25 protein-coding genes are annotated in these 26,329 nt (G+C 44.0%); 5 read left to right on the plus strand and 20 right to left on the minus strand.

What is annotated here, in order from left to right; genetic code table 11:
- Positions 1-16 precede the first annotated feature (16 nt).
- Both rnr and F8R13_RS08340 read right to left on the minus strand, forming a co-directional pair.
- A complete protein-coding gene (gene rnr, locus F8R13_RS08335; protein WP_152833529.1) occupies positions 17-2,347 on the minus strand; it encodes a ribonuclease R in 2,331 nt (776 codons plus the stop codon).
- Positions 2,348-2,622: 275 nt separating this feature from the next.
- Positions 2,623-4,026, minus strand: a complete 1,404-nt coding sequence (locus F8R13_RS08340; protein WP_152833531.1) for a dihydrolipoyl dehydrogenase — start codon at positions 4,024-4,026, stop codon at positions 2,623-2,625.
- A 185-nt stretch (positions 4,027-4,211) separates the two neighbouring features.
- Between F8R13_RS08340 and F8R13_RS08345 the strand changes: the two genes are divergently transcribed.
- Positions 4,212-5,825: a lytic transglycosylase F gene (locus tag F8R13_RS08345; RefSeq protein WP_152833533.1), complete on the plus strand. Its 1,614-nt coding sequence runs from the start codon at positions 4,212-4,214 to the stop codon at positions 5,823-5,825.
- Here the strand turns inward: F8R13_RS08345 and thiI are convergent.
- Together thiI and F8R13_RS08355 are read right to left on the minus strand one after the other, a co-directional pair.
- Positions 5,797-7,239, minus strand: a complete 1,443-nt coding sequence (gene thiI / locus F8R13_RS08350; RefSeq protein ID WP_152833536.1) for a tRNA uracil 4-sulfurtransferase ThiI — start codon at positions 7,237-7,239, stop codon at positions 5,797-5,799. The genes F8R13_RS08345 and thiI overlap by 29 nt on opposite strands.
- Before the next feature lie 28 nt (positions 7,240-7,267).
- Positions 7,268-8,107: an HDOD domain-containing protein gene (locus F8R13_RS08355; RefSeq protein WP_172967739.1), complete on the minus strand. Its 840-nt coding sequence runs from the start codon at positions 8,105-8,107 to the stop codon at positions 7,268-7,270.
- 319 nt (positions 8,108-8,426) lie between these two features.
- On the opposite strand from F8R13_RS08355, the gene F8R13_RS08360 reads away from it, so the two are divergent.
- From F8R13_RS08360 to F8R13_RS11490, 3 genes are all read left to right on the plus strand, one after another.
- Positions 8,427-9,395, plus strand: a complete 969-nt coding sequence (locus F8R13_RS08360; RefSeq protein WP_152833539.1) for a class 1 fructose-bisphosphatase — start codon at positions 8,427-8,429, stop codon at positions 9,393-9,395.
- Between the two features lie 93 nt (positions 9,396-9,488).
- Positions 9,489-10,016 carry an inorganic diphosphatase gene (ppa, locus tag F8R13_RS08365; RefSeq protein WP_152833541.1) on the plus strand — a complete coding sequence of 176 codons (528 nt, stop codon included), beginning with the start codon at positions 9,489-9,491 and terminating at the stop codon, positions 10,014-10,016.
- A gap of 302 nt (positions 10,017-10,318) precedes the next feature.
- Positions 10,319-10,483, plus strand: coding sequence for a hypothetical protein (locus tag F8R13_RS11490; RefSeq protein WP_155837662.1), 165 nt, complete (start codon positions 10,319-10,321; stop codon positions 10,481-10,483).
- An 80-nt stretch (positions 10,484-10,563) separates the two neighbouring features.
- Here F8R13_RS11490 and F8R13_RS08370 read toward each other — a convergent pair whose 3' ends face one another.
- The 15 genes from F8R13_RS08370 to F8R13_RS08440 form a co-directional block, all read right to left on the minus strand.
- Positions 10,564-12,372 (minus strand): ABC transporter ATP-binding protein, encoded by a 1,809-nt coding sequence (locus tag F8R13_RS08370; RefSeq protein WP_216642617.1) that lies wholly within the window; start codon positions 12,370-12,372, stop codon positions 10,564-10,566.
- Positions 12,372-13,148 (minus strand): TatD family hydrolase, encoded by a 777-nt coding sequence (locus F8R13_RS08375; RefSeq protein WP_152833545.1) that lies wholly within the window; start codon positions 13,146-13,148, stop codon positions 12,372-12,374. The genes F8R13_RS08370 and F8R13_RS08375 overlap by 1 nt, the downstream gene beginning before the upstream one ends.
- Before the next feature lie 135 nt (positions 13,149-13,283).
- Complete coding sequence (gene holB / locus F8R13_RS08380) at positions 13,284-14,309, minus strand: DNA polymerase III subunit delta' (protein WP_371414931.1); 1,026 nt, start codon at positions 14,307-14,309, stop codon at positions 13,284-13,286.
- A gap of 65 nt (positions 14,310-14,374) precedes the next feature.
- The gene (tmk, locus tag F8R13_RS08385; RefSeq protein ID WP_152833547.1) at positions 14,375-15,031 is read right to left on the minus strand and encodes a dTMP kinase; all 657 of its coding nucleotides are present in this window, start codon (positions 15,029-15,031) and stop codon (positions 14,375-14,377) included.
- Between the two features lie 75 nt (positions 15,032-15,106).
- Positions 15,107-16,135, minus strand: coding sequence for an endolytic transglycosylase MltG (gene mltG / locus F8R13_RS08390; RefSeq protein ID WP_152833549.1), 1,029 nt, complete (start codon positions 16,133-16,135; stop codon positions 15,107-15,109).
- A 2-nt stretch (positions 16,136-16,137) separates the two neighbouring features.
- Positions 16,138-17,079 carry an aminodeoxychorismate lyase gene (pabC, locus tag F8R13_RS08395; RefSeq protein WP_152833551.1) on the minus strand — a complete coding sequence of 314 codons (942 nt, stop codon included), beginning with the start codon at positions 17,077-17,079 and terminating at the stop codon, positions 16,138-16,140.
- Positions 17,076-18,506: an aminodeoxychorismate synthase component I gene (locus F8R13_RS08400; protein WP_152833553.1), complete on the minus strand. Its 1,431-nt coding sequence runs from the start codon at positions 18,504-18,506 to the stop codon at positions 17,076-17,078. Before F8R13_RS08400 ends, pabC begins: the two co-directional genes overlap by 4 nt.
- An 11-nt stretch (positions 18,507-18,517) precedes the next feature.
- Positions 18,518-19,750: a beta-ketoacyl-ACP synthase II gene (fabF, locus tag F8R13_RS08405; protein ID WP_152833555.1), complete on the minus strand. Its 1,233-nt coding sequence runs from the start codon at positions 19,748-19,750 to the stop codon at positions 18,518-18,520.
- Between the two features lie 87 nt (positions 19,751-19,837).
- Entirely contained in the window at positions 19,838-20,074 is a 237-nt protein-coding gene (gene acpP, locus F8R13_RS08410; RefSeq protein WP_152833557.1) for an acyl carrier protein, read from the minus strand.
- Positions 20,075-20,194: 120 nt separating this feature from the next.
- Entirely contained in the window at positions 20,195-20,935 is a 741-nt protein-coding gene (gene fabG / locus F8R13_RS08415) for a 3-oxoacyl-ACP reductase FabG (protein ID WP_152833559.1), read from the minus strand.
- Positions 20,936-21,039: 104 nt separating this feature from the next.
- Positions 21,040-21,963 (minus strand): ACP S-malonyltransferase, encoded by a 924-nt coding sequence (gene fabD, locus F8R13_RS08420; RefSeq protein WP_152833561.1) that lies wholly within the window; start codon positions 21,961-21,963, stop codon positions 21,040-21,042.
- A 55-nt stretch (positions 21,964-22,018) separates the two neighbouring features.
- Positions 22,019-22,996, minus strand: a complete 978-nt coding sequence (locus F8R13_RS08425) for a beta-ketoacyl-ACP synthase III (protein WP_152833563.1) — start codon at positions 22,994-22,996, stop codon at positions 22,019-22,021.
- Between the two features lie 47 nt (positions 22,997-23,043).
- On the minus strand, positions 23,044-24,099 hold the full coding sequence (gene plsX / locus F8R13_RS08430; RefSeq protein ID WP_152833565.1) for a phosphate acyltransferase PlsX: 1,056 nt from the start codon (positions 24,097-24,099) through the stop codon (positions 23,044-23,046).
- Positions 24,100-24,192: 93 nt separating this feature from the next.
- Entirely contained in the window at positions 24,193-24,366 is a 174-nt protein-coding gene (rpmF, locus tag F8R13_RS08435) for a 50S ribosomal protein L32 (protein ID WP_029909883.1), read from the minus strand.
- Positions 24,367-24,387: 21 nt separating this feature from the next.
- On the minus strand, positions 24,388-24,915 hold the full coding sequence (locus F8R13_RS08440) for a DUF177 domain-containing protein (protein ID WP_172967740.1): 528 nt from the start codon (positions 24,913-24,915) through the stop codon (positions 24,388-24,390).
- 113 nt (positions 24,916-25,028) lie between these two features.
- On the opposite strand from F8R13_RS08440, the gene F8R13_RS08445 reads away from it, so the two are divergent.
- Complete coding sequence (locus F8R13_RS08445; RefSeq protein ID WP_371414932.1) at positions 25,029-25,643, plus strand: nucleoside triphosphate pyrophosphatase; 615 nt, start codon at positions 25,029-25,031, stop codon at positions 25,641-25,643.
- On the opposite strand, the gene F8R13_RS08450 is transcribed toward F8R13_RS08445, so the two are convergent.
- On the minus strand, positions 25,640-26,317 hold the full coding sequence (locus tag F8R13_RS08450) for an HAD family hydrolase (RefSeq protein WP_152833569.1): 678 nt from the start codon (positions 26,315-26,317) through the stop codon (positions 25,640-25,642). The two genes, F8R13_RS08445 and F8R13_RS08450, sit on opposite strands and share 4 nt — an antisense overlap.
- Positions 26,318-26,329 lie beyond the last annotated feature (12 nt).

Genomic DNA, 26,329 nt, shown 5'->3' on the forward strand with positions numbered 1-26,329 from the left:
GTCAGACTCAAGCTTATCAAGACTGAGCCGGTTTCTTACCGCCTTTTTTACGGTAATAACGTTTCTTCTTGCGTTTTTTAGGCTGCTCTTCATCGTTCTGATCTTCAGAAACGGTATCCACATCTTCGCCTTCCGTCAGACTGGTAATGAATCGTAAATCTACTTTACGCTCATCCAAATCTACTTTAGCGACCTGTACGCGAATACGATCTCCTAAGCGATACACCTTTCCTGTACGCTCACCTTTCAGGCAATGACGAGACTGATCGTAATGGAAATAGTCTTCTCCTAACTCGGTGATATGTACCAAACCTTCAACATACAAAGAATCCAGCTCTACGAACAAACCAAAGTTGGTTGCTGCAGAAATGGTTGCATCATACTCTTCTCCCAAACGGTGAGATAAGAACTCACATTTCAGGAAGGTAACGGCATCACGCGTTGCTTCATCAGCTCGACGTTCCGTGCCCGAGCAATGCTCACCAAAGGTTTTCATATCCGCTTCGGAATATTCATAAGTTTCAAGAGGCTTTTTCTGCCAAGCAAAACGAATTGCGCGGTGAATCAACAAGTCCGGGTAACGACGAATTGGCGACGTAAAGTGCGCATAGTTCTCGTAGTTCAAACCAAAGTGACCTAGATTGTCAGGTTGGTAAACCGCTTGGTTCATGCTACGCAACAACACGGTTTCAACAATGTGACTGTAAGGTTTGCCCTGAACTTTCTCAGCAATTGCAGCAAAGTCTTCAGCACTTGGGTTATCCCCCCCTTCCAGGAACAACCCAAAGTCACCTAAGAAAGTTCTTAAGTTATTCAGTTTTTCTTCAGAAGGTTTATCGTGTACACGATAAAGAATTGGAATCTTATGCCACTTAAGGTAACGAGCAGTCGCCACGTTAGCCATCAGCATACATTCTTCAATCAATTTATGCGCATCGTTACGATGAACTGGAACGATTTCTTTAATCTTACGAGCATCATCGAACACAATTCTTGTTTCGACAGTATCAAACTCTAAGGCGCCGCGGCTTTCACGCGCTGTCTTCAATATTTGATAAAGATCGTTCAAATCTACCAGGTTGGGTACCAAGTCTTTGAAAGTATTTCGATGCTCACTCTGCTCATTGGTCAGAATGTCATGAACCTGATTGTAGGTCAATCGGGCTTTCGAGTGCATCACAGCATCATAAAACTGTGTGCGTTCAAGCTTGCCTTCATCGTCAATCGACATGTCGCAAACCATACACAAACGGTCTACTTTCGGGTTCAAAGAACACATTTCGTTAGACAGTTTTTCCGGCAACATCGGAATAACTTTTTGCGGGAAATACACTGAGTTACCACGTTCAAAGGCTTCTTTATCCAGCACGCTGCCTGATTTGACGTAATGGGAAACATCGGCAATGGCTACCACCAGACGCCACCCTTTTTTGCGACGCTTGGCAAAAACGGCATCATCGAAGTCTTTAGAATCTTCACCATCAATCGTCACCAAAGGCAGATTACGAAGGTCTTTTCTGCCTTCAATTTCCGCTTCTGTTACTTCGTTTGGAATATCATCCAACTCAGCTAGCAACTCAGGTGACCATTCGTTTGGAATACCATGCGCATAAATCGCAGAATCGATTTCCATCCCCGGCGCCATATAGTCACCGACAACTTCAATGATTTTACCGATGGCACTTGAACGCTTGGTTGGCTGGTGAATGATTTCCACCATAACAATTTGGCCTTCCGCTGCATCAATCAAACCATCTTGAGGAATGAAAATATCCTGGGCAATTTTACTGTTGCTAGGCTGAACCCAAGCCAGTCCGTCCTCATAATGAAGACGTCCCAAGACTTTTTCATTGGTGTGTTTTACCACCTCAACGATCATCCCTTCGCGTCGACCTTTACGATCAACTCCGACAACCGATGCGATGACGATATCGCCATGAAATACTTTGTGCATTTCCTTTTCAGACAGGAACAGGTCTGAACCACCATCTTCCGGCTCAACGAAGCCAAAACCATTCGGATGTCCCAAGACTTTCCCTTTGATCAAATCCATTTTTTGGATCAGACCAAACGCACCACGACGGTTTCTTAAAAGCTGTCCATCTCGAACCATGGCTTTTAAGCGTCGGGACAAAGCTTCGAATCGCTCTTCGTCGTCAATTTCCAAGCTGTCGGCGATCTGCTTGATGCGCATTGGCTTTTGCTCTTTTTCAAGCATTTCGATAATGAATTCACGACTCGGAATTGGGTTGTCGTATTTTGACGCTTCCCTATCTGCATGAGGGTCGACGGTAGAATTGTTTGATGTTTCTGTTGTAGCAGTCTCTTCGTTCACTACTGATTGCATATTTGAAGATTCCTCTGAAGAAAGCTCCAAGGCATTTTGTTTTGTTTCTGACACACTTACTCAACTTTTATCTTTACGTAGGAAGTTTGTTAAGACAACTCTAAAACATTCCAATCGTTGTCTTGGCTCTCTAATTACTATTCCAAAAAAGAAAGGGGCTTCCAGTTAAAAAAAAGCCTAGCAACGTGCTAGGCCGCGCCTATTATATAACAATTTGTTTTAATTGTAATCTTGATGATTTTTAAACATTTTTGACAAAAAAACTTAAGCCTTCTTTAAGCGCTTTTTGCCATCGCCGAAATCTCTTCCGTCGTATACAACTGCTTTGCCAATAATCTCAGTGTCGACTCTAACGCCTCTTCTAAAACTGGGTGATAGAACGGCATATCCAGCAGTTCCTTGACCGTCAATTTCTGCGCTACCGCCCAAGCTAACAAGTGCGTTAAATGCTCTGCGTTATGCATCACCAACTCACCGCCCAGCAAGCATTTACTTGATTTGTCAGCATAAAGGACAATGCTGCCTTTGTCTTCATCCATGACAATCGCTCGCCCATTATTTCTTTCCAGATCAAACTCCGCCAACACACAGTTTGACAATTCCAAATCAGAAAAAGAAGTTCCGAACACCCCCACCTGCGGGTCGGTAAATGCTACAGCTAAAGACGTTTTTCTTTCATACTCCGTTATGTTTGGATAAGCCATTGCATTTTCAGCTGCAATCGCACCTTCATGTCCGGCTTCATGCAAAATCGGTCGATAAGTGTTAACGTCTCCGGCAATAAAAATCGGTTTATCGCCAATTTGCATTGAGTGGATATTAAAAGGTGGCATCCCTCGTTCATTCAACTCAACACCGATATTCTCTATGCCGATTTGATCAATATTCGGTCGTCTTCCCAAGGAAGCGACTACCGCATCGACTTCAAATGTCTTGTCACCTAAAATCACCTGAACACCAGATTCCATTTTCTCCAGTTGCGCTGCCTGCCCGAGATAAATTGGGAACTCTTTGGAAATGCATTCATATAATTTCGCAGCGGCTTGAGGGGACTTCACACAAGTCAAAGACGGTGCCATCTCAATTCCGATGACTTCAACCCCTATTCGTGACAAAGCCTGCCCTAACTCCAACCCGATAATACCTAAGCCGATTACCGCCATTTTTTTAGGCAAGGCTTCCAACTCAAATAAGGTATCACTCGTCAATAGTCTATCACCCAGTTCTAACCACGGTTGAGGCACAGCAGGTCTTGATCCGGTTGCAATAATGATTCTTTCTGCCTGAATCACCTCACCATTGACCTCAACCTGATTATCGGAAACAAACTTTGCATAACCTGTTATTAACTGTTCGGGGGTTAATGTGTCGGTACTGCCTGCAATCACGCCGCCAGTAAAACGATCTCTAAAAGCTCTTACGCGCTTCAACACCGCCGCATCATCTATGGAAAGCGCCTCTGCACCGTTAATACCAAAGGCTGCAAATTTTTTTCTAGCATAAAAGTGATCTGCACAATGAATCATCGCTTTTGAGGGCATACACCCCACTCTGGCACAAGTGGTTCCGTAATGGCCTCCATTAACCATCAAGAAATCATCTGTCTCTTTACGAATCTTGCCAAGTGCCGTCAATCCAGCTGAACCAGCCCCTATAATCAAATACTTTACTTGCTTCATCGTTCAGACCTCTCCATTCGCAACTCCATCGAAAGTTGAATCCATTGAATATATTCTATTCACCCGAAATATAAAAAACGGCTAAAAGCTCATTTCATCTTACCAATAGCCGATATTTTGTTCATTGCATTTTTGTGATTTTTAGTAATATGGTGCTTATTGCTTTACAAGGGAAATGGATATCTATGCGATTGACGCTTAAGTCTGCGCAGCAAGCCTCACCAAAGCTGCCTAACAGCGCCAAAAAATCGAACAAGCTGAGGCTTGTGATATCCATCTGCATACTATTTGGACTATTGCTCGGCAATACCAATTTGATAGAAGCCGATACCACCACTCCCAAAATAAAACCTGCCAACCCGAAATCCTCGATTATCGATAGAATCCAAAAGCCCTTCACCGGTGATTTGGATGCGATACGAAAGCGGCGAATCATCCGGGTACTGGTTAGTCGAACCAAAACCAATTTCTTCTTAACATCCAAAGGATTCAGAGGGCTAGAACATGACCTGCTGGTCGCATACGAATCCTACCTGAACCGCGGTCTGCGAAAGCAACGCTACGAAACCCATCTGACATTCATCCCGCTTCCTTTCAGCGAAATCCTGACCAAACTTCAACAAGGCTACGGCGATATTGCCGCCTCTGGTCTCACCATCACCCCCGAACGACAAAAACTGGTGGACTTCACCAAACCCTATATTACCAATGTTGAAGAAATTCTGATTTCTAACAAACACGCCCCGCCAATCAAACGTTTGCAAGACTTGGCCGGTAAACAAGTCATTGTGGTGGGAGACAGCAGCTATATCATCCACCTGGAAAAACTTAACCAAACACTTGGAGTAATGGGACGCCCCCCTATTGAAATCGTACGAGCTGCGCCTCTATTGGAAGCCGAAGATTTGCTGGAATTGGTCAATGAAGGGATTTATGACTACACCGTTGTAGACAGCCACATTGGCGAAATCTGGAGCAAAGTACTTGGTAACATCCAACTGCACCCTGACTTCGTGCTTTACCACAATGGGCAGATCGCTTGGGCGATTCAGAAAAACCACCCCAAATTAAAAGCCTCTCTCGACCGATTTATTCAAGTCTATGCCAAACCTGGACGCTTTCTAGGCAATGCCGTTTACAAGAAATATTTTGAAGATACCTATTGGATTAAAAGACCTTTAACTCACGATCTACTCAAAAAGGTGAGGTGCCTGCAATATTATTTCGAACTCTATGCCGAATACTACGGATTTGATTGGAGACTTATCGCCGCGCTGGCATATCAGGAATCTCGCTTCAATCAGAGCAAAAAAAGCCACATGGGGGCTATCGGCATCATGCAAATCAAGCCCTCAACCGCCAGGGATAAAAATGTAGATATCCACCACATCAACAAACTCGAAAACAATATTGAGGCCGGCGTGAAGTACCTCGCATTTTTAAGAGAACGCTACTTCTCAGACCCCCAGTACTCACCTGAAGACCGTGATAACTTCGCATTAGCCGCCTACAATGCAGGGCCGGCAAGAATACTGCAGCTACAAGAAGACGCTCAAAAACATGGCTTGAATCCATATAAATGGTTTTACAACGTTGAGACATTAGCCAGAAACGAGATTGGCAGGGAAACCGTGAACTATGTCACCAGCATTCAGAAAATGAAGCTGTTCCTAACGGCATCAAAAAGGCTGGAAGAAAACAAACGACTGCTTTTAGAGAAAACCTCTCAAAGCAATCTTGATGTAAACCCTTTGCCCAAAAAGAAAGTGATTAAGAAGAAGCCGGGCGATAAACCTTAACTTTGTCAAAGCCGTTATCTTTAAGATATTGTGCATGAAGTTGACTCATCACGCCTTTTTCACAATAAAGCAGATAGCTTTTCGATTGATCCAAACCTTTAAACTTCTGATTCAGTTCAAAAAATGGAATATGAACCACGCCTTCCAGAGATAATGGGCGTGCTGCAACTTCTTCAGGGCGACGGATATCTATAACCGTTTCATCACCGACCTGATTGACGATTTCAATATTCGCCTGTGCATTTACATCAGCAATGATTTCATGGACTGGTAAAAATACCGCTTCAGAAACCGCTTGGTCAAGCACAGTATAGTCGAATCGAACCTGTTCTCTTTCCATGCGTTTGAATGAACCATGAATAACAGGATTCTTTGAAATCACGCCACAATACTCCGGCATGCTTTCAGCGAAATGACGCGTCCCGATTTCATCGGCTATACGCATAATGTCCGGTTTGTCCATCACAGCTAGAGGTCTAAGCACCAGTTTATCGGTCGCTTTATCAATCAATGCCAGGTTTCTCAACGTTTGGCTTGAAACCTGGGCAACACTTTCACCCGTCACCAACGCATCGATTCCCATTTGATCTGCAATTTTTTCCGATGCCTGTAGCATCAAACGCTTCAACATGACGCCCATATAACCTTCATGGGAAGAACGGAAAATTTCTTCCACCACACCTTCAAACGGAATGGAGACAAACTGAACACGATGGGACGAGGCGTATTGCCCCCACAAATAAAGCGCAACCTGCTTAACGCCAATCTCATGCGCAGCACCGCCTAGATTGAAGAAAATGAAATGTGTCTTAATGCCTCGTTTAATGGTGAGATAACTGGCAACAGTAGAATCAAAACCACCCGACATCAACGACAGGATTTCACCCTGCGTTCCAAGCGGGAAGCCACCCAACCCTCTATGACGCGCGGCAATGACATTGACTTGGTTTTGCTGATATTCCAACTCCACTTTATAATCAGGATGATGAAGATCGACCCCTTTCGCATTACCCTGCTCCAGCAAATAACCGCCGATATAACGCTCCATATCAAAGGACGAAAAGTCATGTGTGCCACTGCGTTTAACACGTACCACAAAAGTTTTGCCTTCAATTTTCGGCAATGCAAAGTCTGCGACACGTTTTGCGACCTCATCCAAAGTGTCCGCCTCGGATTGAGAGACTTCCAACACTTGCTCAACACCAGGCGTTTGCGTCAACACTTTCAACACAGGGGTTCTTTTGTCTTCTGGCGCAAAAACTTCAATTTTGTCCCAAAAACGTTTTAACGCAATACTGTCATCAAGTCTTAAAAGTTGTGTTCGCAAATTATCATGAAGCTGGCTCACCATCTTTTTCTTGACGGAAGTGCCTTTCACCATAATTTCGGGGAAGAGTTTAATAATAAATTTCATATGTTTTGGAAGGGATATTTGTTTGGAATCAGACTAAGCTGTTACTCATCAATGAGATGCGGATTTCATCAACAATCTCATCTTCAATCATTAACTCGGTCTGTGCATTCTTTCGCATTAATTTGATTTCATCACCATTATACTGGTCAAAACTAGATTCGCCCACAATCGCATTCGCCAGCTGCACTATCGCAACCAAAGATTTTGCTCTGGGTTCTTTGATGATACTAAAGTCTTTTTGATGATGCATTAACATCACCTGAGCATACATCGAGGCCAACTGCCATTTTTTAGCAACTAACAAACCATACACACCGTGATGCGCACCAAATAGCTCTATTTCTTTTAGGATACCGGTATAGCAGTTTGTCAAAGTGTTAAAGAATATCTGGGAATAGCCATCAAACTTCATCGACATGATAATAGCCCCAGCATTATGAAACAGGCCGGCCATATAAGCTTCTTCCGGCACAATGCCATCAACCCAACGGCTAAGTTCCGCAGAAACATTCGACACATCCATAGTGTGTTCCAACACTTCATCGAAGACCTTATCGGAGACCAATGTTTTAAAGGCCAGCCCAGTAATGACTGTTTTGAGTCGCAATAACCCCAAAGACTCAATCGCACCTCTAATGGTAGTGATTTCATCAGCATCTTTACGCTTGAATTGAGCTTGGTTCGCCAAGCGAATCAGCTCACCGGAAAGCACCGTATTACGCGCGATAATATCGGCAATATCAGCGGTATCAGGAAACTCGGTTTTTTGGAATAATGCCTGCAATTGCATGACTTCAGCAGGCATCGCGGGAATTTCAAACCCTTGCATCTGCTTTGTGGCGGTTTCAAGTTGCTCTTTTAAAGCCATTTTTATTTTTTTGTCCTTACTAACTGCGCCATACATTTAATGATTTTGTCGTATATTCTACTGTAAACAAGGTGTAAGGCTAAAAATTTAATCACTTAAACTTTTTTCATCCCTATTCAATTTTTTTCAGTTAATCAGCTAGTGACTAAATAAAAATAGCACCAGACCATTCAAAAACAGAATAAATCATTGAAATAATTTAACTTTCATTCATTCTAAAAATCAAACACACACCGGTACCGCCGCCTAGGAAAACTTGAATTTTTGCCTTGTCACTGGTATGCTTACGCGAATTTTTAAACCTTAAGAGAGAACTTCCATGCAAAGACTTCATGAAATTCTAGTTAGAGACGGTGTTGAGCGTGAACTACGTCAAGTTTTAGGTCACGTAATGATCGCCTGTAAAGAGATTGCCCACAAACTGGGTCAAGGTGAGCTAGCGGGCATCCTAGGATCAACCGAAGCTGAAAACGTTCAAGGCGAAACACAAAAAATGTTGGACGTTATTTCAAACGATGTTTTGAAAAACATCCTTATCAACGACGAATATGTTCGTGGTATCGGTTCTGAAGAAGAAGACTACACAGTTGCTGGCAGCAAAGATGGGAAATTCCTTGTGACTTTCGACCCTCTAGACGGTTCTTCAAACATCGACGTTAACCTATCTGTTGGTACCATCTTCTCAATTCTTGAAGCGCCTGAGAACGGTTCTGGTGACGACCAATCTATCTTCCTACAAGACGGTCGCAAGCAAGTTGCTGCTGGTTACGTTCTTTACGGACCATCTGCATTATTGGTGTTAACCACTGGTAAAGGCGTTAACTTCTTTACACTTGATCGTCATATCGGTGAATTCGTTCTAACCAAAGAACAAGTTAAGATTCCTGAAGACACTAAAGAATTTGCAATCAACATGTCTAACCAACGTTTCTGGGAACCTGGCATGCAACAATACATTGCAGACTGCCTACAAGGTGAAGAAGGTCCTCTTGGTAAGCGTTACAACATGCGTTGGGTTGCATCAATGGTGGCAGAAGTTCACCGTATTTTGGTTCGTGGTGGTATCTTCATGTACCCATGGGATAACCGTGAGCCAGGTAAGCCAGGCAAATTACGTTTGATGTATGAAGGTAACCCAATGTCTATGTTGGTTGAGCAAGCTGGTGGTCTATCAACGACTGCTCGTGAGAACATCATGGACGTTCAGCCTGAAGGCATCCACCAACGTGTTCCGGTTGTTCTAGGTTCTAAGAATGAAGTATTGAAAGTGATGGAATACCACAAGTAAGCTTAGGCTTAACTTTCAACATTTCGTTATGTTATGCACCCGCCAAGGCGGGTGCTTTAGTTTTAAAAAGGCATTTATAAGAAGGAAAACAAAATGGGTTACGCTCAAGTACCAGTTGGTAAAGATGTGCCAAATGACGTTAACGTCATTATCGAAATTCCTGCATTTGCACCACCAATCAAATATGAAGTCGACAAAGACACCGATTTGGTTTGGGTAGACCGTTTACAGGGTGCAACCATGCAATACCCTGCAAACTACGGTTACATCAACAATACGTTGTCTGATGACGGCGATCCGGTTGACGTATTGGTTGTAACACCCCATCCATTATTGGTAGGTTCAGTCATTCGTTGTCGCCCTATCGGCATCTTCAAGATGACGGATGACGGTGGTCAAGACGCGAAAGTTATTGCCGTGCCTGTTGATAAATTGAGCCCGATTTATTCAAACATTCAGAAAGTGGAAGACATTCCATTACTGAAAGAACAAGTCGAACATTTCTTTAGCCATTACAAAGACTTAGAGCCAGGAAAATGGGTAAAAGTCGATGGTTGGGGAGACGTTGAAGAAGCGCGTCAAGAAATCCTAAACGGCGTTAAGCAATACAACGAAAAATAATCTGACCCAATAGTTTGGGTTACCCCAACCTGGCAGATTTTTACAAAAAAGCGGTTCAAATTGAACCGCTTTTTTTATTCCATTCAAACTATTTATTCTTACTTCTACTTATATCTTGTCGCGAAAAATCATAGCGTCTCTTGACGCAACCGATAAACCTCAAGTCTTGTAAAAACTTCGTTCATCTTCTAAGGGAAAGTCTGAATATTTTCTATAAGAAAGTTTGATTTAACTTTCATTTTGTTCGAAAAGTTTTTCGCTAGAATGAAATCTCCAGCTCACAAATGAAAGAGGTGAACATTATGTCATTTATGCTCACTTTTGTAACGGTCGCTCTGGTCGCAATCGCTCTCGGGTTTCTAACGCAGGGACTTAAGCATTACAACCAACGGCGTTCCAAAAAAACACTGAATGCCTTTGCATCCTACATTTCGGAAACATCGCAGTTGTCCGATCACTTGAAATAAACCCTAGAAAGTTAACCTCCCAAGCAGCACTTAGCATTGGCCTTAATCATTTCACTCCGAAAAGATTAAGGCCAAACTTTTTATCGATAAAGCCGCTGGTAAGTGCCACCGGCAACCACCAAATCTTCATGACTGCCCGATTCGATAATATGACCATCTTCAAACACCAGAATGCGGTCTGCCTGTTTGATAGAACTTAAACGGTGAGCAACAATCAACGTGGTTCGACCTTGCAGGAAAGGCGCTAAATCTTCATACAGTTTTCTTTCGGTTTCCATATCCAGCGCTGAGGTGGCTTCATCCATAATTACCACCTTAGGATCTTGCAAAATCATACGGGCAATCGCCAAACGCTGTCTTTGCCCGCCAGACAATTTAATACCGTTACGTCCCACAACTGAATCCAGTTGATCATCCAGCGCAGCAATCGTTTCTTTCAACTGCGCTTGTTCTAATGCTTTCCATAATTGTTCATCAGACAAGTCTCTTCCCAGAGACAAGTTAAAACGCACCGTATGATGGAATAGTACAGGGTGTTGCAATACCGTTGCCACCTGCGATCTCACCAAATCCTGCCCTATCTCTTCCAGAGGAATGCCGTTATAACAAATCTGCCCAGAGTCCTGTTGATAGAACCCTAACAGCAACTGAACCAAGGTCGTCTTACCACCACCGCTGGCACCTACAAACGCCAATTTCTCACCCGGCATAATCTTGAATGACAAGTTATGCAATACAGGACTCTGTTTGCCCGGATAGGTAAAGAAGACATTCTTCACTTCAACCGACACCTCATTGGCATCAAATGGATTTTTACCCGATAGCTTGTAGACTGGCTCCTGTTTTAGATCCAACACATTATTGATACGCTGCAACGCACCGCTACCGGCGCTGTAACTGTATTGAATGGCTAAAATCTCCTGAACCGGCCCCATCATAAACCACAGATAACCGAACACCGCCATCATCTCACCAATGGTTAAACCGGAAAACAACACCATCAACATGCTGACACCACGGAAGACATCAAAGCCGACCAAGAAAATCAAAAACGAGACTCGGCTCGCTGCATCAGAGCGCCAAGTAAAGGCCTCGGAGTAGGTTTTCAGCTCTAATGCTTTGCCACGAATCCGGTCAAAAAATGGACGATCCTGATTCGCCGCCCTAACTTGTTGCAAAGCATCTAAGGTTTCGGATAACGCTTGCTGAAAGGCATCGACCGCATTGTTCTCGTTTTTCTTTAATTGCTTAACTTGACGCCCCATTCTCATGGTGAAGTACACCACCAACGGGTTCAAAAACAGGATGAACAAGGCTAACTGCCAATTTAACCAAAGCAGTACCAGTGTTACACCCACCAAAGAAAAAATGGCAATAATCAACTTGCCAACGGTTGTTCCCAGGAAGGTATCAATGGTGTTGACGTCATTTACCATGGTCGCGGTAACACTACCACTGCCCATGGTTTCGTATTGCGTCATGGCAACCCCCTGCACTCTTGCCAGCAAATCACGGCGGATTTTATAGGTCACATCCTTGGCAATCACCGTAAACTGCTGCATTTGCCAAACCCCGAAAATCACACCAAAGAAACGCAGCAAAATAGTCACAACAGAAACAATCGCAATATAACCAATGGCTGTCTGCCAAGCCTGTGGAATCATCGTGTTTAATGTATTAACAATGAAACCGGGCTTATGGAGCAGCACTTCATCAACCAACAATGGCAGTAATAATGGCAAAGGAACCGTCACCAGCATGGCAAGCAGAGCAATAATATGCGCCTTAATCAGGTTCGGCTTGTGGGCAACCACCAGCTCGAAAATGCGCTTCCAGCTGTATTCACCGGAAATCGCTTGGTTGGAAGAGGTTTGTTGAGAATCTTGCATCATAATTTGAATAGTCGATTAAAGTTATCAGTAGTTTGTTGTGCCATCTCTTCAAAGCTGACATCACGTAGTTTCGCCAGTTCTTCGACGACATAACGCGTGTACCCAGGCTGATTGGCTTTACCTCTATAGGGTACTGGTGCGAGATAGGGCGAATCTGTCTCGGCAAGAATTCGGTCTGCAGGCACCACTTTGGCAACCTCTTTCAGTTCTACAGCATTCTTGAAAGTGACAATCCCTGAAAAGGAAATATAGAATCCTAACGCCATCGCTTGTTTTGCAGTTTCCATATCTTCCACAAAGCAGTGCATGATACCGCCCACTTCATTCGCACCCTCTTCTTCAAGAATTCGCAAACAATCCGGCGTGGAATGACGTGTGTGAATAATGAGTGGTTTAGACAGCTGCTTCGCAAGGCGAATCATTTGTCTAAAGCGATCTTGCTGCCAAGACATATCTTCCTGCTCGGCATCAAAATGATAATAGTCCAACCCTACCTCACCAATCGCAATCACTTTCGGGTGACTGGCGGCGGCAATCAACGCTTCATCGCTGATCATTACCTCTTTCTCTTCACATGGGTGAATACCGATAGCAACATACACTTCTTCATATCGGTCAGCGATATCCAACAAGTCTTGCCATTGGTCAGGATGAATCGCAATGCAGAGCATTTTATCCACGCCCAGTTCATGTGCGGTTTTGATAACTTGGTCAAGGTCGCCAACCTTGTCTTCCGGCAAAATATTCAGGTGGCAATGAGAATCAATAATCATAATAAAATGGTATTTTCTATAAAGTTACTTGTCTAAAAAGGTATCGACAATTTTAGGGAAATTAGCTTGGTACTATTTTAACTGAAGTGATTCAGCACTTCAGTCTAAGGTATGGCAAACCGGGTTTAAATGAGATTAAACCCAATCACCACGAATCAAATCGCCTTTCATCACTGAAAACAGCGGCTGATTTGCATTGAAATCGGGTTGCTGATGTGACAACCAAGCCAAACAGAGGCTTTCCAACAGCAGCTCTTTATTCGCATTGTGATGCCAAGTTTGTTTGGCTTGCAATACCCACTTCTGGAACACGACCCAATTGGGATTAAAAGGCAAAGCATTATTATAGCTTGCCGAACGAATTGCATTCACCGTCCACAGATAGAACCAGTCAAAGACCTGTTCAGGTTGCTCGAATTTCAACCACTTCTCAACCACTTGAGAAACCGCTAGCTTGCCACTTCTAATGGCTTTCATGTCCGACTGCCATTCCGCCTCCAGTTCAAAGCCCTTATTCTCAATCCATTGCTTCGCATTAAGAGGCGTGCCCCAGTTGATTTTAAGTGCCTTTTTTAGCAAAGCACCATCCGCTTGTGGCAGACTTTTCGCCAGCCATTCATAAGCTTGATCGAAACTCGGTGTTGAAAAACTTATCTGGCGGCAACGACTAACAATGGTCGCCGGTAAACGTCCAACATGATAAGTCGTCAGTAACAGAACAGTACGAGCCGGTGGCTCTTCCAATGTTTTTAATAGCGCATTAAATGCTGAACGATTGAGGTATTCCACTGCTTCAATCAAGGCAACCTTATATCCACCTTGATGCGACGTGCTGTAAATCTTATCGGTCAGCAGACGAATCTGCTCGACGGAAATTTCTTTCTTGTCTTCCGGAACGCTCACCTGAAAAAAATCAGGATGCGTCTGTTGAGAGAATTGATGGCATTGCGTGCATTGCCCGCAAGGTTCCAATACCGATTGTCTGTCAGGCTGCTGACAAAGTAGCCCTTGCGAAAGGTGACGAGCAAAATCGCTAATGCCGATACCTTGGGTTCCTGCCAAAAGATAAGCGTGTCCAATGCCATAGTCCTGTCCACCGGACTGCGATTGCATTGTTTGCGCCAGCCATTCTTGCCAAACCGGTTGTAACCAAGGGTACACGTAAACTCCTATCCCGCCATACAGTTGCTCATATGGCAACTTATCTGACAATCATTAACGGTCAATTATGCAACGACCTTTTTGCCCGCTGCCAAACATAACTGCTTCAACTTTTTCTCGACCTGTTCTTGTACTCGAACCAGAGCTTGCCCTGCATCAATGACTTCGTAACGCTGTGGCGCCTGTTTGGCACGATTCAAATAGGCTGATCGAACCTTCTCAAAAAATTCTTGCTGCTCTTCTTCGAAGCGATCGGCTTCACCCCGCGCTTTAACACGCCTCATACCTTCTTCTATCGACAAATCGAAGACAAAGGTCAGATTAGGGAAAAACCCTTGTTGAACCCATTGTTCCAACTCAAGGATACGCCCGTAAGGCAAGCCTCTCGCCGCACCTTGGTAAGCGTAGGACGCGTCGGTAAAACGATCCGACACCACCCACTTACCGGCTTCCAAAGCAGGAATAATTTTTTCCTGAAGGTGCTGGTTGCGAGCGGCAAACATCAGCAACAACTCGGTTTCCGGCGTCATTTCAGTATAACGTTTGTCGAGCAAAATTTCTCTGGCTGCTTCACTGATAGGCGTACCGCCAGGCTCACGCGTCACGACAACATCAATCCCCTGAGCCGTCAGCCAGGTTTCGATAAATTTCAGATTGGTTGACTTGCCGGCACCTTCCGTACCTTCAAGTGTGATGAATTTCCCAGGGTATTTGTTTTTCATTCAGTGAACTGTGACCTTTAAGCTTACCCAACCTGGCAGATTTTCGACTAAAAACTGCCAGGTTGGGGGAATTTATTATTTAGAACCAGTCGGCTTTGCGACTTCTTTTTCCTTTATCAAATATTCTCTCACGGCACGATTGTGTTCCGCCAAAGTATTTGAAAAACGATGCTGCCCATCTCCGTTGGCAACAAAATACAATGCCTTCGTTTGCGCAGGATGAAACACCGCTCGAATGGCATCTGCACTCGCCAGTGCGATTGGCGTAGGCGGCAATCCGTTGATGCGATAGGTATTATAAGGGGTTTTGGTTAACAAATCTTTTTTGCGGATGTCGCCATCGTAACGCGATCCCATTCCGTAAATGATGGTCGGGTCGGACTGTAGACGCATACGCTTTTTCAAACGATTAATGAATACCGCTGCAATCTTCGCTCTTTCCGGTGCATAGCCGGTCTCTTTTTCAACAATAGACGCCAGGATTAGCGCTTGATAAGGCGTTTTAAAGGGTAAATCAGCGGATCGAGCCTGCCACTCTTTTTCTAAAATGGCCTGTAAATCTTCATGCGCACGCTTTAGAACCGACAAGTCCGTGTCACCTGCGACATAGAAATAGGTTTCCGGCAAAATCATCCCTTCCAACGACCCCTTAACCCCTAATGCTACTTGCAAAGCCGCTGGAGTCAAATCGGTATGCTGCATTTTCGGCATAGCGGACAATTTTTCGATAGATTGCGCAAACGTCTCGCCAGCGATAAACGTCATCGGATAAGCGACATTCTTGCCTTTGGTGAGCTGCTCCATCAATTGCTCAACGGTCCAATTAGGGTGTATCTCGAACTCGCCGGTTTGAATCTTGTGGGCGTTGCCTGTCAGCCTGAAATACCAACGCAACCATGATGGATGACGAACCAATCGTTCACTGTACAAAAGCTGCGCGACGGCTTTACTCGATGCCCCTTTAGGAATATCTATCACTTTGGCTTGGGTCAGGGAAGAGATTGGCGCCGTCAAAAATTGCTTGAGTGCCCAGCCCTCGACTGAGAGCCAAATCACCAAAAAACAGATTCCAATGACTTTAAGTAAAAAAACGCTTTTCTTCATAGTTACAATTCGTTTGCCAAGTCCAGGTAGCCGGTTTGATTGTCGCTTGCCCAACTCAACCAATGATAGGCGAGTTTGGCGGTTTTTTCAGTAGAGAATTGAAGTGTTTCCCCATCATTTTGCCACTCTGTCGCTGGCATCACGCCACGCAAAGCATTGCAGAAAAACACTTCATCCGCTTTAGTCACTTCTGCCAAAGCAAAACTACCGACTTCAACTTCGTAACCTAAACGCTCTGCCAACTTTAAAATCACAGGCAAGGTGGTACCACTGACGCCACTTTGTGATAAGTCAGGGGTAAATATCTGACGACCTTTCAGCCAAAGTAAATTGGATTGCGTACCAGAAATACAATTGCCTGCTGTGTCGCACATAATCGCTTCATCAAATGCTGTGCCGATCAGTGCCTGACGCGCCAATACATTTTCCAGACGGTTCAAATGCTTTAAACCCGCCAACAAAGGTTGTTGCGCGCAACGCATATCACTGGTCGTCACGCGTTGAGGGAAAATCTGCCAGGTTGGGGGTACCGCCTCTTTTTCAAAATTCGATAAAGCCACACCACCCGCTTGCGGAAACGGCATGGACTGAAACACCCAGTTAGCCTGTTGTTCCTCATCCGGCAACGGCTGATATCCCTTGCCGCCAAAACCTCGTGTTACCAGAATTTTAACGGCGATACTTTCAGCAGATTGACCCTCAAGACTTTGCACAAAACGCGAAAAGTCTTCCACCAAAGTTTCCAGCCTAAAGTTGCAAAACTTTAACCGCTCTGCGCTGTGCTTAATGCGCTGTAAGTGTGCAGGCCAATTAACGACCTTCCCCTGTTGCAGCAACAAAGTCGTGAAAAAACCATCACCATATTGCAGCCCTCTATCCAACATTTCTTCTTCAAAGCAAAGTTGGTTGTCTTGAAGCGGAGCGCCCTTGTACCAAATAGTCATAGGGTTTCTCCCGCTTCCAGTGCACGAATCAACCCTTTCGCTTTATGTCGCGACTCCATCAATTCCCGCTCAGCAATCGAGTCAGCCACAATGCCAGCACCGGCACGGAATTGCACATCAGAACCTTGCTTCAACATGGTACGAATCAAAATATTGAAATCCAGGCTTCCATCTCGATTGATATACCCCAAAGAACCGGTATAGGCTAAACGTGGCATTTGCTCAAGCTCTCCGATAATTTCCATACAGCGAACTTTTGGACAGCCAGTAATCGTTCCGCCTGGGAAAGTTGCGTGAATCACCTCCAGAGGAGAAATTTCCTGTTTCAAATGACCTCGCACATTGGAAACGATATGATGCACATGCTCATAGGTTTCGATCACCATCAGCTCATTGACTTCAACAGAACCAGGCTGACAGATTCTGCCCAAATCATTTCGCTCCAGGTCAATCAACATAATATGCTCAGCAATTTCTTTGGGATGCTCACGCAGCTCTTCAATCAAAGCACGATCCTGCTCTAAATCATCACTACGTTTTCTTGTACCGGCAATGGGTCGGGTTTCAACCCAAGGCGCTCTATAACGGACAAGGCGCTCAGGCGACGAACTAATAACTTGCCAATCTCCAAAATCCACCAATGCGGCAAAGGGCGCCGGATTGTTCTTTCTTAGCGAAGCGTAAACCGAGACGGCATCATCATTGGAAAGCGCAACATCCCATTGTCGAGATAAATTCACCTGAAAGATATCCCCCGACAGAATATATTCTTTAATATCGGCAATGCCATCCAGATACTTGTTCTCAGGTTCTTCAGACTGGGAAACGATATGGAATGCCGTTAGAGAAAGTGCCTTAGCTTTGCATTGCTCAAAAGCCTCTTTCATAACGACAAGATGTTGTTCAAAGCCGACCTCTGTAACCATGTACAGTGCTTTGTCAGCCTTGTCGAAAACAAAGGCGGACGGCACTCTGACAACCATTGCCAATGGCAAACTTGAAGTCTGCTGAACAGGTAGCTTCAAAGTAGGTTCAACAACTTGTGCGTAGTCGTAACTGAAGTAGGCAAACCAGCCGCCAGTGAAAGGCAAAAAGTGATTCGTCAAACTGACAGATTGCGATGCAAAATCACGTTCAAAGCTTTGCACAAATTGCGCTGCTTCCTGCTCGCTGTTTAAGTGTGTTGTCTTTTGGGGAAATGCAAAAAGAATATCGAATCGTGCGGAGTCGATTGAGGCATCAACCGTTGATGCAATGCCTTGCACATGCTGAGATTGTGCAACGCTTTCAAGTAAAAACGGGAAGGCAACCGGATCAAGCTGATGAAGTTTTAATAAATCAAACTCGCCAACGAACAGCTTTTCTACAAGAGTGTTGCTGTCCGTTGCTGTGCTTGTTGCCGACTCACTTGCCGAACCTGGCGCCATCAAAGCCAATCCTAGATTTTGGCAAAGACCAGCGTTGCGTTGGTTCCACCAAAACCTAGAGAGTTTGAAACCGCATAGTTAAGCTTGGATTGTCTGGCTTCGCCAGCTACAAAGTCCAAATCACAACCTTCATCCGGATTCTCTAAGTTCATGGTAGGAGGTAAGACTTGTTCTTCAATTGCTTTAGCAACAAAAACAGCTTCCATCGCACCTGCTGCTCCTAACGCATGACCAGTCATAGATTTAGTCGAGCTCATTGTCAGGTTATAAGCGTGTTGCCCAAATACAGATTTGACCGCGCCAACTTCACAAACATCACCAGCCGGTGTGGATGTACCATGCGCATTGATGTAATCGACTTGCTCTGGGTTTAGCTTAGCGTTGTTAATAGCGTTTTGAATAGCACGCGCACCACCTGCTCCCCCTTCTGCCGGTTTGGTCATGTGATAAGCGTCACCACTCATACCGAAACCAATGACTTCACAGTAGATTTTTGCACCACGAGCTTTGGCATGCTCGTATTCTTCAAGTACCACAACACCTGCACCATCACTTAAGACAAAACCATCACGATCTTTATCCCATGGACGACTCGCCGTTTTAGGGTCATCATTTCGCGTTGAAAGCGCTTTGGCCGCTGCAAACCCAGCAAGACCTAGAGGGGTTGCTGCATGCTCGGCACCACCAGCCAGCATGACGTCTGCATCTCCCATTTGAATCATACGGAAAGAGTCACCAATAGAGTGTGTTCCTGTAGCACAAGCCGTTGCAATCGCCATATTCGGACCTTTCAAACCATGCATGATCGAAAAGTTACCCGATACCATGTTAACGATGGCACTCGGCACAAAAAATGGAGATACACGACGCGGACCAGAAGCCGACAAGGTTTCATGTTGCTTTTCAATAGAACCGATACCACCGATACCGGAACCGATAGAAACACCAATTCTATGAGCATTTTCTTCGGTAACTTCCAAACCAGAGTCTTTTAGCGCTTCTGTTCCAGCTACCATGCCGTAATGGATGAAAGGATCCATTTTTTTAGCATCTTTGGCTGAAATAACCTGCGTGACATCAAAGTCTTTGACTTCACCACCGAAGGTCACCGCAAACCCTTCCGTATCGAATGATTTTAGATAGTCAATTCCGCTTTTTCCTGCTAGAACAGCAGCCCATGAATCCGCAGTATTATTTCCCATTGGTGTCACACAACCAACACCTGTAATCACGACTCTGCGCATCTAATGTATTTTCCTTATATTCAAATCAGCTTCATAAAAACAAAAAAAGCCGTAAAAACGGCCTTTTTTGAATAGAAAAGCTATTACTTAGTCTAGGTTAGCTTCAATGTAAGATGTAGCTTGTGCCAAAGTAGCGATTTTTTCTGCTTCTTCGTCAGGAATTTCGCAATCAAACTCTTCTTCAAGAGCCATTACTAACTCAACTGTGTCTAGAGAGTCTGCGCCCAAATCATCGATGAAAGAAGCATCAGGAGTAACTTGATCTTCTTCAACACCTAGTTGTTCAACAACGATTTTCTTTACGCGCTCTTCAATACTGCTCATGGAATATTCTCCGGTTTTTGTTTAAGTTAAATTAAATGCGGTCATTTTCGCCTTAACCCTCTCAATTTTCAAGCTTTTTATTGCATCTATTTTGAAAAATTGAGGAAAATCAAAGGCTAATTAAATCATGTACATACCGCCGTTGACATTTAATGTTTGGCCGGTAATATAACTTCCGCCTTCAGACGCTAAGAAGGTTACTGATTTAGCGATGTCTTCGGGTGAGCCTAAACGTTTCAAAGGAATTTGTTGGGTTAAAGATTCACGCTGCTCTTCTGACAAAGCACGAGTCATATCGGTATCGATAAAACCTGGCGCAATCGTATTAACGGTAATGTTTTTAGACCCCACTTCTCTTGCCAAAGATTTGCTGAAACCAATAATCCCGGCTTTCGCAGCTGCATAGTTGGTTTGGCCTGCATTCCCCATCACACCGACAACAGATGCGATGTTGATGATAGCACCACCTTTTGCCTTCATCATGCCACGAAGACAAGCTTTAGACATACGATAAACTGAGCTCAGATTGGTTTGAATAATGTCATCCCATTCTTCATCTTTCATGCGCATCAACAGATTGTCTCTTGTGATTCCCGCATTGTTTACCAGAATGGTCGGCACACCAAACTTTTCTGTAACTTCTGACAGTACATTCGCAATCATATCAGGCTCAGTCACATTCAAACATTTTCCCACACCTGTCGCACCGGCTTCTTTCAAATATTCTGAAATAGCATTTGCGCCAGATTCAGAAGTCGCTGTACCGATAACTGTTGCACCATTTGCTGCTAAGTCCAATGCAATGGCTTTTCCAATCCCTCGGCTTGCACCCGTTACAAAAGCAATCTTTCCAGTTAACATACCCTTTCCTCAGTTCAAATTTGATATCGCAATTTTAATGTATTGACAGTGAAATGAATCAAATTTTTTAATTTATCTATTCTCTTAAAAATGAAACGTCTTATTTACAACGCTTCTAATGCTTTGGCAACTGAATCCGCATCATAAACAGCCATGATTCCCATGCCCTTATCAATGCGACGATTTAATCCCATCAAAACTTTACCAGGCCCTAATTCAAATAGTTTTTCAACACCATTGGCTTTCATCGTCTCGACTGTTTTAACCCACTGAACCGGGCGATATAACTGCTCGACCAATGCTTGCTTAATAGCCGCAGCATCTGTAAAAGACTGTACACTGGCGTTGTGAATAACAGGAACTGATGGTGCATTAAACTCCATTGCCGCCAAAGTTTCACTTAGCGCATCTGCGGCAGGCTTCATCAAAGAGCAATGAGAAGGTACACTAACTGCCAAAGGAACAACTCGTTTTGCTCCAGCTTCTTCAAACAGAGGCAAAGCCGCATCAACCGCAGCCTTAGCACCGGCAATCACCACTTGACCAGGGGAGTTAAAGTTAACCGCTTCAACCACGCCATCAACCTTAGCGCAGATATCAACAAGCTGCTGATCTTCCAAGCCCAATATAGCTGCCATTGCACCTTCACCGGCTGGTACCGCAGACTGCATCAAACGACCACGTGTTTCAACTAACTTCACGCCCTGAGCCAGGTCCAGCACACCTGCTGCCACTAGAGCTGTATATTCCCCTAGAGAGTGTCCTGCCATATAGGCAGGTGCAAGGCTTTTTTCGGCTTTCAAAACACGATAAGTCGCAATCCCTGCCGTCAACATAGCAGGCTGAGTAACATCAGTCTGATTCAACTTTTCTTCAGGGCCACCTTGTGTTACTTTCCACAAGTCATAGCCAAGCGCATCTGACGCTTCTTCAAATGTTGACTTCACCATAGGATACTGAGCGGCCATATCGGCCATCATTCCGATCGATTGAGATCCTTGCCCAGGAAACACAAATGCATATGACATAATGAATTAAACCTTTAAACGTTAAATTAGTTTCGCGCGAATTATATTTGGAATATTAATATTTGATTAGTGCAGAGCCCCAGGTAAACCCACCGCCAAACGCTTCTAACAAAAGTGTTTGCCCACGCTGAATTCTTCCATCTCTGACCGCTTCGTTTAACGCCAGCGGAATGGAAGCTCCTGAGGTATTTGCATGCTTATTAACTGTAATTACCGTTTGATCATCGCCTAAGCTTAGCTTTTTCGCTGTCGCTTTAATAATGCGTAGGTTCGCTTGATGCGGAACCAACCAATCCAAATCGGTTTTTGAAATATTATTGGCCTCTAAGGTCTCTTTAGCGATGCTGCTTAACGTATTGACCGCGATCTTAAAGACTTCATTACCCTTCATATGCATCGTACGCTCGGAAATATCATCCGTAGCAGGCTTCTTAGAAGGTCCAGACGGCACATGAAGCAATTCTTCATATTGGCCATCAGCATAAATATGAGTAGAAAGAATGCCTGGCTCACTAGAAGCTTCAAGCACCACTGCGCCGGCACCATCTCCGAATAACACACAGGTATTGCGATCTTCCCAATTGGTAATACGAGATAAAGTTTCTGCACCAACAACCAAGGCTTTTTTGGACATACCCGTTTGCATGAACTGATCAGCAATACTTAATGCATAAACGAATCCAGTACACACTGCCTGAACGTCAAATGCTGGCGCACCATGATTGTTTAAACGCTGTTGAAGTAGTGTTGCGGTACTAGGAAAGATTTTGTCTGGGGTTGTGGTGGCGACGATGATTAAGTCAAGTTCTGAAGCTTGAACACCAGCCATCTCCATCGCCTGAATAGAGGCTTCATAGGCTAAATCGCAAGTAGTTTGATTGTCGGCAGCAATACGTCTTTGCTCAATTCCTGTGCGTTCTCTAATCCACTCATCACTGGTATCAACGATCTTCTCCAAATCTGCATTCGTCATTACTTTTTCAGGAAGGTACCCCCCTGTTCCAATAATACGACTATAGATTCTTTGACTCATTGATACCTGCTTTGGCTTTTTAGCCCGCTGAATTGTTTATATATTATTTACGCCTGCTGCTCCGTGCTGGCTTCAGAAGCTTCTTCCACAGCCGACTGCGTTTCCAGAAGTGCCTTCACCTCATGAGCAATCAAATCTGGAACATTCTTAATCACTTCAAGCCGAGCTTCCGCTATAGCATGATAAAAAGAAAACGCGTCCGCACCACCATGACTTTTAATGACAATCTTGCGCAACCCCAAAAATGATGCACCATTATAACGTCTTGGATCGACTTTTTCTTTAAAAGCTTTAAGCACAGGGTAAGAAATTAGAGCGACCAACTTGGTCAGCAAATTTTTATTGAAAGCTTCTTTCAAGTAGAAAGAGATCATTTTGGCAACCCCTTCGCTGGCTTTCAATGCAACATTCCCATCAAAACCATCGCAAGACACTATATCGACGTCACCTTTATAGATTTCATCACCTTCTACATAGCCAATGTAGTTGATCTTGCTACTCTTCAGGATTTCATTCGCATCTTTGATGCGCTGATGACCTTTAATCTCTTCCTCTCCGATATTCAACAGCCCCACTCGCGGGTTAGCGTTGCTATCTACTGCTTTAGCCAGAACAGAACCCATGATGGCAAATTGCGCTAAACTCTCGCCATCCGCGCCGACATTTGCGCCCAAGTCCAAAACATGAACATGCCCTTTCATGGTCGGCATGGAGGTACAAATAGCAGGACGATCAATCCCAGGCAAAGTCTTTAGTACAAACTTGGAAACCGCCATCAGAGCACCGGTATTGCCCGCGCTCACACAAGCTTTCGCCTCGTCATCTTTGACAAGATTTAAAGCCAAACGCATTGACGATTGACGCTTATTTCTCAGTGCTTTAGATGGTAATTCATCCATCTCAACAACTTGCTCAGCATGATGGACTTTGATACGACTTGCATCATATTGATGCTTGGCCAGTTCTTTTTCAATCAGCGCTTGCTGACCCACTAGCACAATAGAAATATCTGAAAATTTGGATAGGGCTTTTAAGGAAGCGGGAACGGTTACTGATACACCGTGATCGCCACCCATCGCATCTACTGCAATTGAAATACTCAAGATAGGTTCCTAAACACGTTAAGACAATTTAAAACAGGAAGAAATTGGAAAGGAGACCCTGCCGAAAGCAGGGTCTTAAGACTTTAAAGACAATTATTTGTCTTGAATAACTTTTTTACCTTTGTAGTACCCATCGGCAGTCACGTGGTGACGACGATGAATTTCACCTGTTGTTTGATCAACAGTCAACGTTGGCGCGCTCAAAGAATCATGAGAACGACGCATTCCACGTCTTGAAGGGGTTTTACGATTTTGCTGAACAGCCATTATAGTTCTCCTAAAATCAATCTAATCCGAATCTTTCTGCAAACTTTTCAAAACTGCAAACGGATTCTTTTTGGGTTCCGTTTCTTCGGAAATCTCATCTTGGATTTCCGGAGGGTTTTCATATGCCATTTCCCTTGTCTCATCAATAGGTGACAATGGCACATTTAATATCACTTCATCTTCAATCAATTCGATCAACGATAACTTGTCTTCAGGAAGCTCATAGACTTCAATATCATTTGGCAGATCATCGGCAAGCGATAGTGACTCTACAAAAACACCGGTAACATCGGATTTAACAGGATAGTCAAATGCTTCTAAGGAGCGCTGACATCTTAAACTCAAAACCGTTTCAAGGTGCATATCAAACGCAATCATTTTATGCTCCGGATGCTTATAAAACTGAACATCCACAACAACATCATGATTGGCTTCTACCAAATGCTCTACCAAGCGGGGAAATTTCCCCTGATTGACTCTGGCAACAAATCGTTTATGATGTTGTGCAGAGTAAATCGGATCAATCAAATCTGGAAGCTTGTCAAACATGGCGCGAATCATACTCTTATTGAATCGCAAAGTCAAAATTAATATCACATATTTTTTAATTGAGAATTTGCGCTAAATTTCAATTAAAACAACAACTAAACAACCATAACACCATGAACATGCAACCACTATCCGAGCTACCCCCTATCATCCTTGCATCCACTTCGGCTTTTCGTAAACAATTGCTTGAAAAACTCTGCCTGCCTTTCACAACAGCCAAACCGGACATCGATGAAACTCCTCTCGCGCAGGAGTCCGTTGAAGAAATGGTCAACCGCCTTTCCTTGGCAAAAGCAAATGAAGTGGCAAACACAGTGAAGAATGCCATCATTATTGCCTCAGATCAAAGTGCGGTTTTTGAAGAAAAACCCATCGGTAAGCCCCATAATTATGAGAACGCATTCAATCAACTAAAAGGGTTTAGCGGTCAATCCATAGCGTTTTTGACGGGATTGGTGGTAATTGATCAAACTCGCCAAAAGACATATCAGTCACTGGATATCACTAAGGTTTTTTTCAGAAATCTATCGGATGACGATATTCACAACTATTTGATGCTGGAACAGCCATTTGAATGTGCAGGTAGTTTTAAATCCGAAGGACTCGGGATTACCCTGTTTGAAAAAATTGAATCCTCTGACCCCAACGCCTTGATTGGCCTGCCTTTGATTCAACTCACCACCCACCTCAAAGCCTGTGGCATTCAACTCCCCTACCTAAAAACTTAATCAGAATAAGGGGTGATACGATGCTTAAGCCAGTCTGCCATAGCAAATAAATCATCAAAATAAGACACGGGCTCATAAGTCATCAACACATCCAAGTCATGAACACCATGACTTAATGCAATGACATCCATATTAATATTTTTTGCCATCTGCATATCAAACTCAGTATCGCCCACCATAACCGCATCACTTGCTGACAAGCCAAACGCATCAATAATTTGCTGCAACATTAAAGGACTCGGCTTTGACTCTGCCTCAACAGGCGTTCTGGTCATATCAAAATAACCTTCAAATCCGACTTCTGCCAAAACCTGATTCAATCCTTTTCGACTCTTACCTGTCGCAATCGCCACCTTAACGCCCGATTGCTTCAACATCGACAAAAGGGCTTCAGCCCCCTCAAAAGGCTTCATATCGATATCAGCATGATTCAAAAAGTATTCTGTATAACCTTGTGCCATCATTTCGATTCCCGACGCATCAGCATCCGGATATAGCGTATAGATAGCCTTATCCAAACTCAATCCAATAATACGCTTGGATTCGTCATAAGATAAAACCGGATAACCCGCATGCTTTGCTGCATATTGAATCGAAGCGACTATTCTCGCCTCGGAATCCATTAACGTCCCATCCCAGTCAAAAATAACACATTGATACTTTTTCTGATTCATTCAAAACCTTTC

The organism is Hydrogenovibrio sp. JE_KL2 (assembly GCF_009296185.1).
Classification (GTDB): Bacteria; Pseudomonadota; Gammaproteobacteria; order Thiomicrospirales; family Thiomicrospiraceae; genus Hydrogenovibrio.

Bases quoted from the DNA above. Each gene is read 5' to 3' on its own strand.
- rnr (WP_152833529.1), bottom strand. From the start codon at position 2,347: ATGCAATCAGTAGTGAACGAAGAGACTGCTACAACAGAAACATCAAAC.
- F8R13_RS11490 (WP_155837662.1), top strand. From the start codon at position 10,319: ATGTCATTTATGCTCACTTTTGTAACGGTCGCTCTGGTCGCAATCGCT.
- rpmF (WP_029909883.1), bottom strand. From the start codon at position 24,366: ATGGCTGTTCAGCAAAATCGTAAAACCCCTTCAAGACGTGGAATGCGT.
- F8R13_RS08370 (WP_216642617.1), bottom strand. From the start codon at position 12,372: ATGCAAGATTCTCAACAAACCTCTTCCAACCAAGCGATTTCCGGTGAA.
- fabD (WP_152833561.1), bottom strand. From the start codon at position 21,963: ATGTCATATGCATTTGTGTTTCCTGGGCAAGGATCTCAATCGATCGGA.
- acpP (WP_152833557.1), bottom strand. From the start codon at position 20,074: ATGAGCAGTATTGAAGAGCGCGTAAAGAAAATCGTTGTTGAACAACTA.
- mltG (WP_152833549.1), bottom strand. From the start codon at position 16,135: ATGAAGAAAAGCGTTTTTTTACTTAAAGTCATTGGAATCTGTTTTTTG.
- tmk (WP_152833547.1), bottom strand. From the start codon at position 15,031: ATGAAAAACAAATACCCTGGGAAATTCATCACACTTGAAGGTACGGAA.
- F8R13_RS08375 (WP_152833545.1), bottom strand. From the start codon at position 13,148: ATGATTATTGATTCTCATTGCCACCTGAATATTTTGCCGGAAGACAAG.
- F8R13_RS08400 (WP_152833553.1), bottom strand. From the start codon at position 18,506: ATGGCGCCAGGTTCGGCAAGTGAGTCGGCAACAAGCACAGCAACGGAC.
- F8R13_RS08345 (WP_152833533.1), top strand. From the start codon at position 4,212: ATGCGATTGACGCTTAAGTCTGCGCAGCAAGCCTCACCAAAGCTGCCT.
- fabG (WP_152833559.1), bottom strand. From the start codon at position 20,935: ATGTTAACTGGAAAGATTGCTTTTGTAACGGGTGCAAGCCGAGGGATT.
- F8R13_RS08340 (WP_152833531.1), bottom strand. From the start codon at position 4,026: ATGAAGCAAGTAAAGTATTTGATTATAGGGGCTGGTTCAGCTGGATTG.
- fabF (WP_152833555.1), bottom strand. From the start codon at position 19,750: ATGCGCAGAGTCGTGATTACAGGTGTTGGTTGTGTGACACCAATGGGA.
- F8R13_RS08450 (WP_152833569.1), bottom strand. From the start codon at position 26,317: ATGAATCAGAAAAAGTATCAATGTGTTATTTTTGACTGGGATGGGACG.
- thiI (WP_152833536.1), bottom strand. From the start codon at position 7,239: ATGAAATTTATTATTAAACTCTTCCCCGAAATTATGGTGAAAGGCACT.
- F8R13_RS08355 (WP_172967739.1), bottom strand. From the start codon at position 8,107: ATGGCTTTAAAAGAGCAACTTGAAACCGCCACAAAGCAGATGCAAGGG.
- F8R13_RS08425 (WP_152833563.1), bottom strand. From the start codon at position 22,996: ATGAGTCAAAGAATCTATAGTCGTATTATTGGAACAGGGGGGTACCTT.
- ppa (WP_152833541.1), top strand. From the start codon at position 9,489: ATGGGTTACGCTCAAGTACCAGTTGGTAAAGATGTGCCAAATGACGTT.
- F8R13_RS08440 (WP_172967740.1), bottom strand. From the start codon at position 24,915: ATGTTTGACAAGCTTCCAGATTTGATTGATCCGATTTACTCTGCACAA.
- F8R13_RS08360 (WP_152833539.1), top strand. From the start codon at position 8,427: ATGCAAAGACTTCATGAAATTCTAGTTAGAGACGGTGTTGAGCGTGAA.
- pabC (WP_152833551.1), bottom strand. From the start codon at position 17,079: ATGACTATTTGGTACAAGGGCGCTCCGCTTCAAGACAACCAACTTTGC.
- F8R13_RS08445 (WP_371414932.1), top strand. From the start codon at position 25,029: ATGAACATGCAACCACTATCCGAGCTACCCCCTATCATCCTTGCATCC.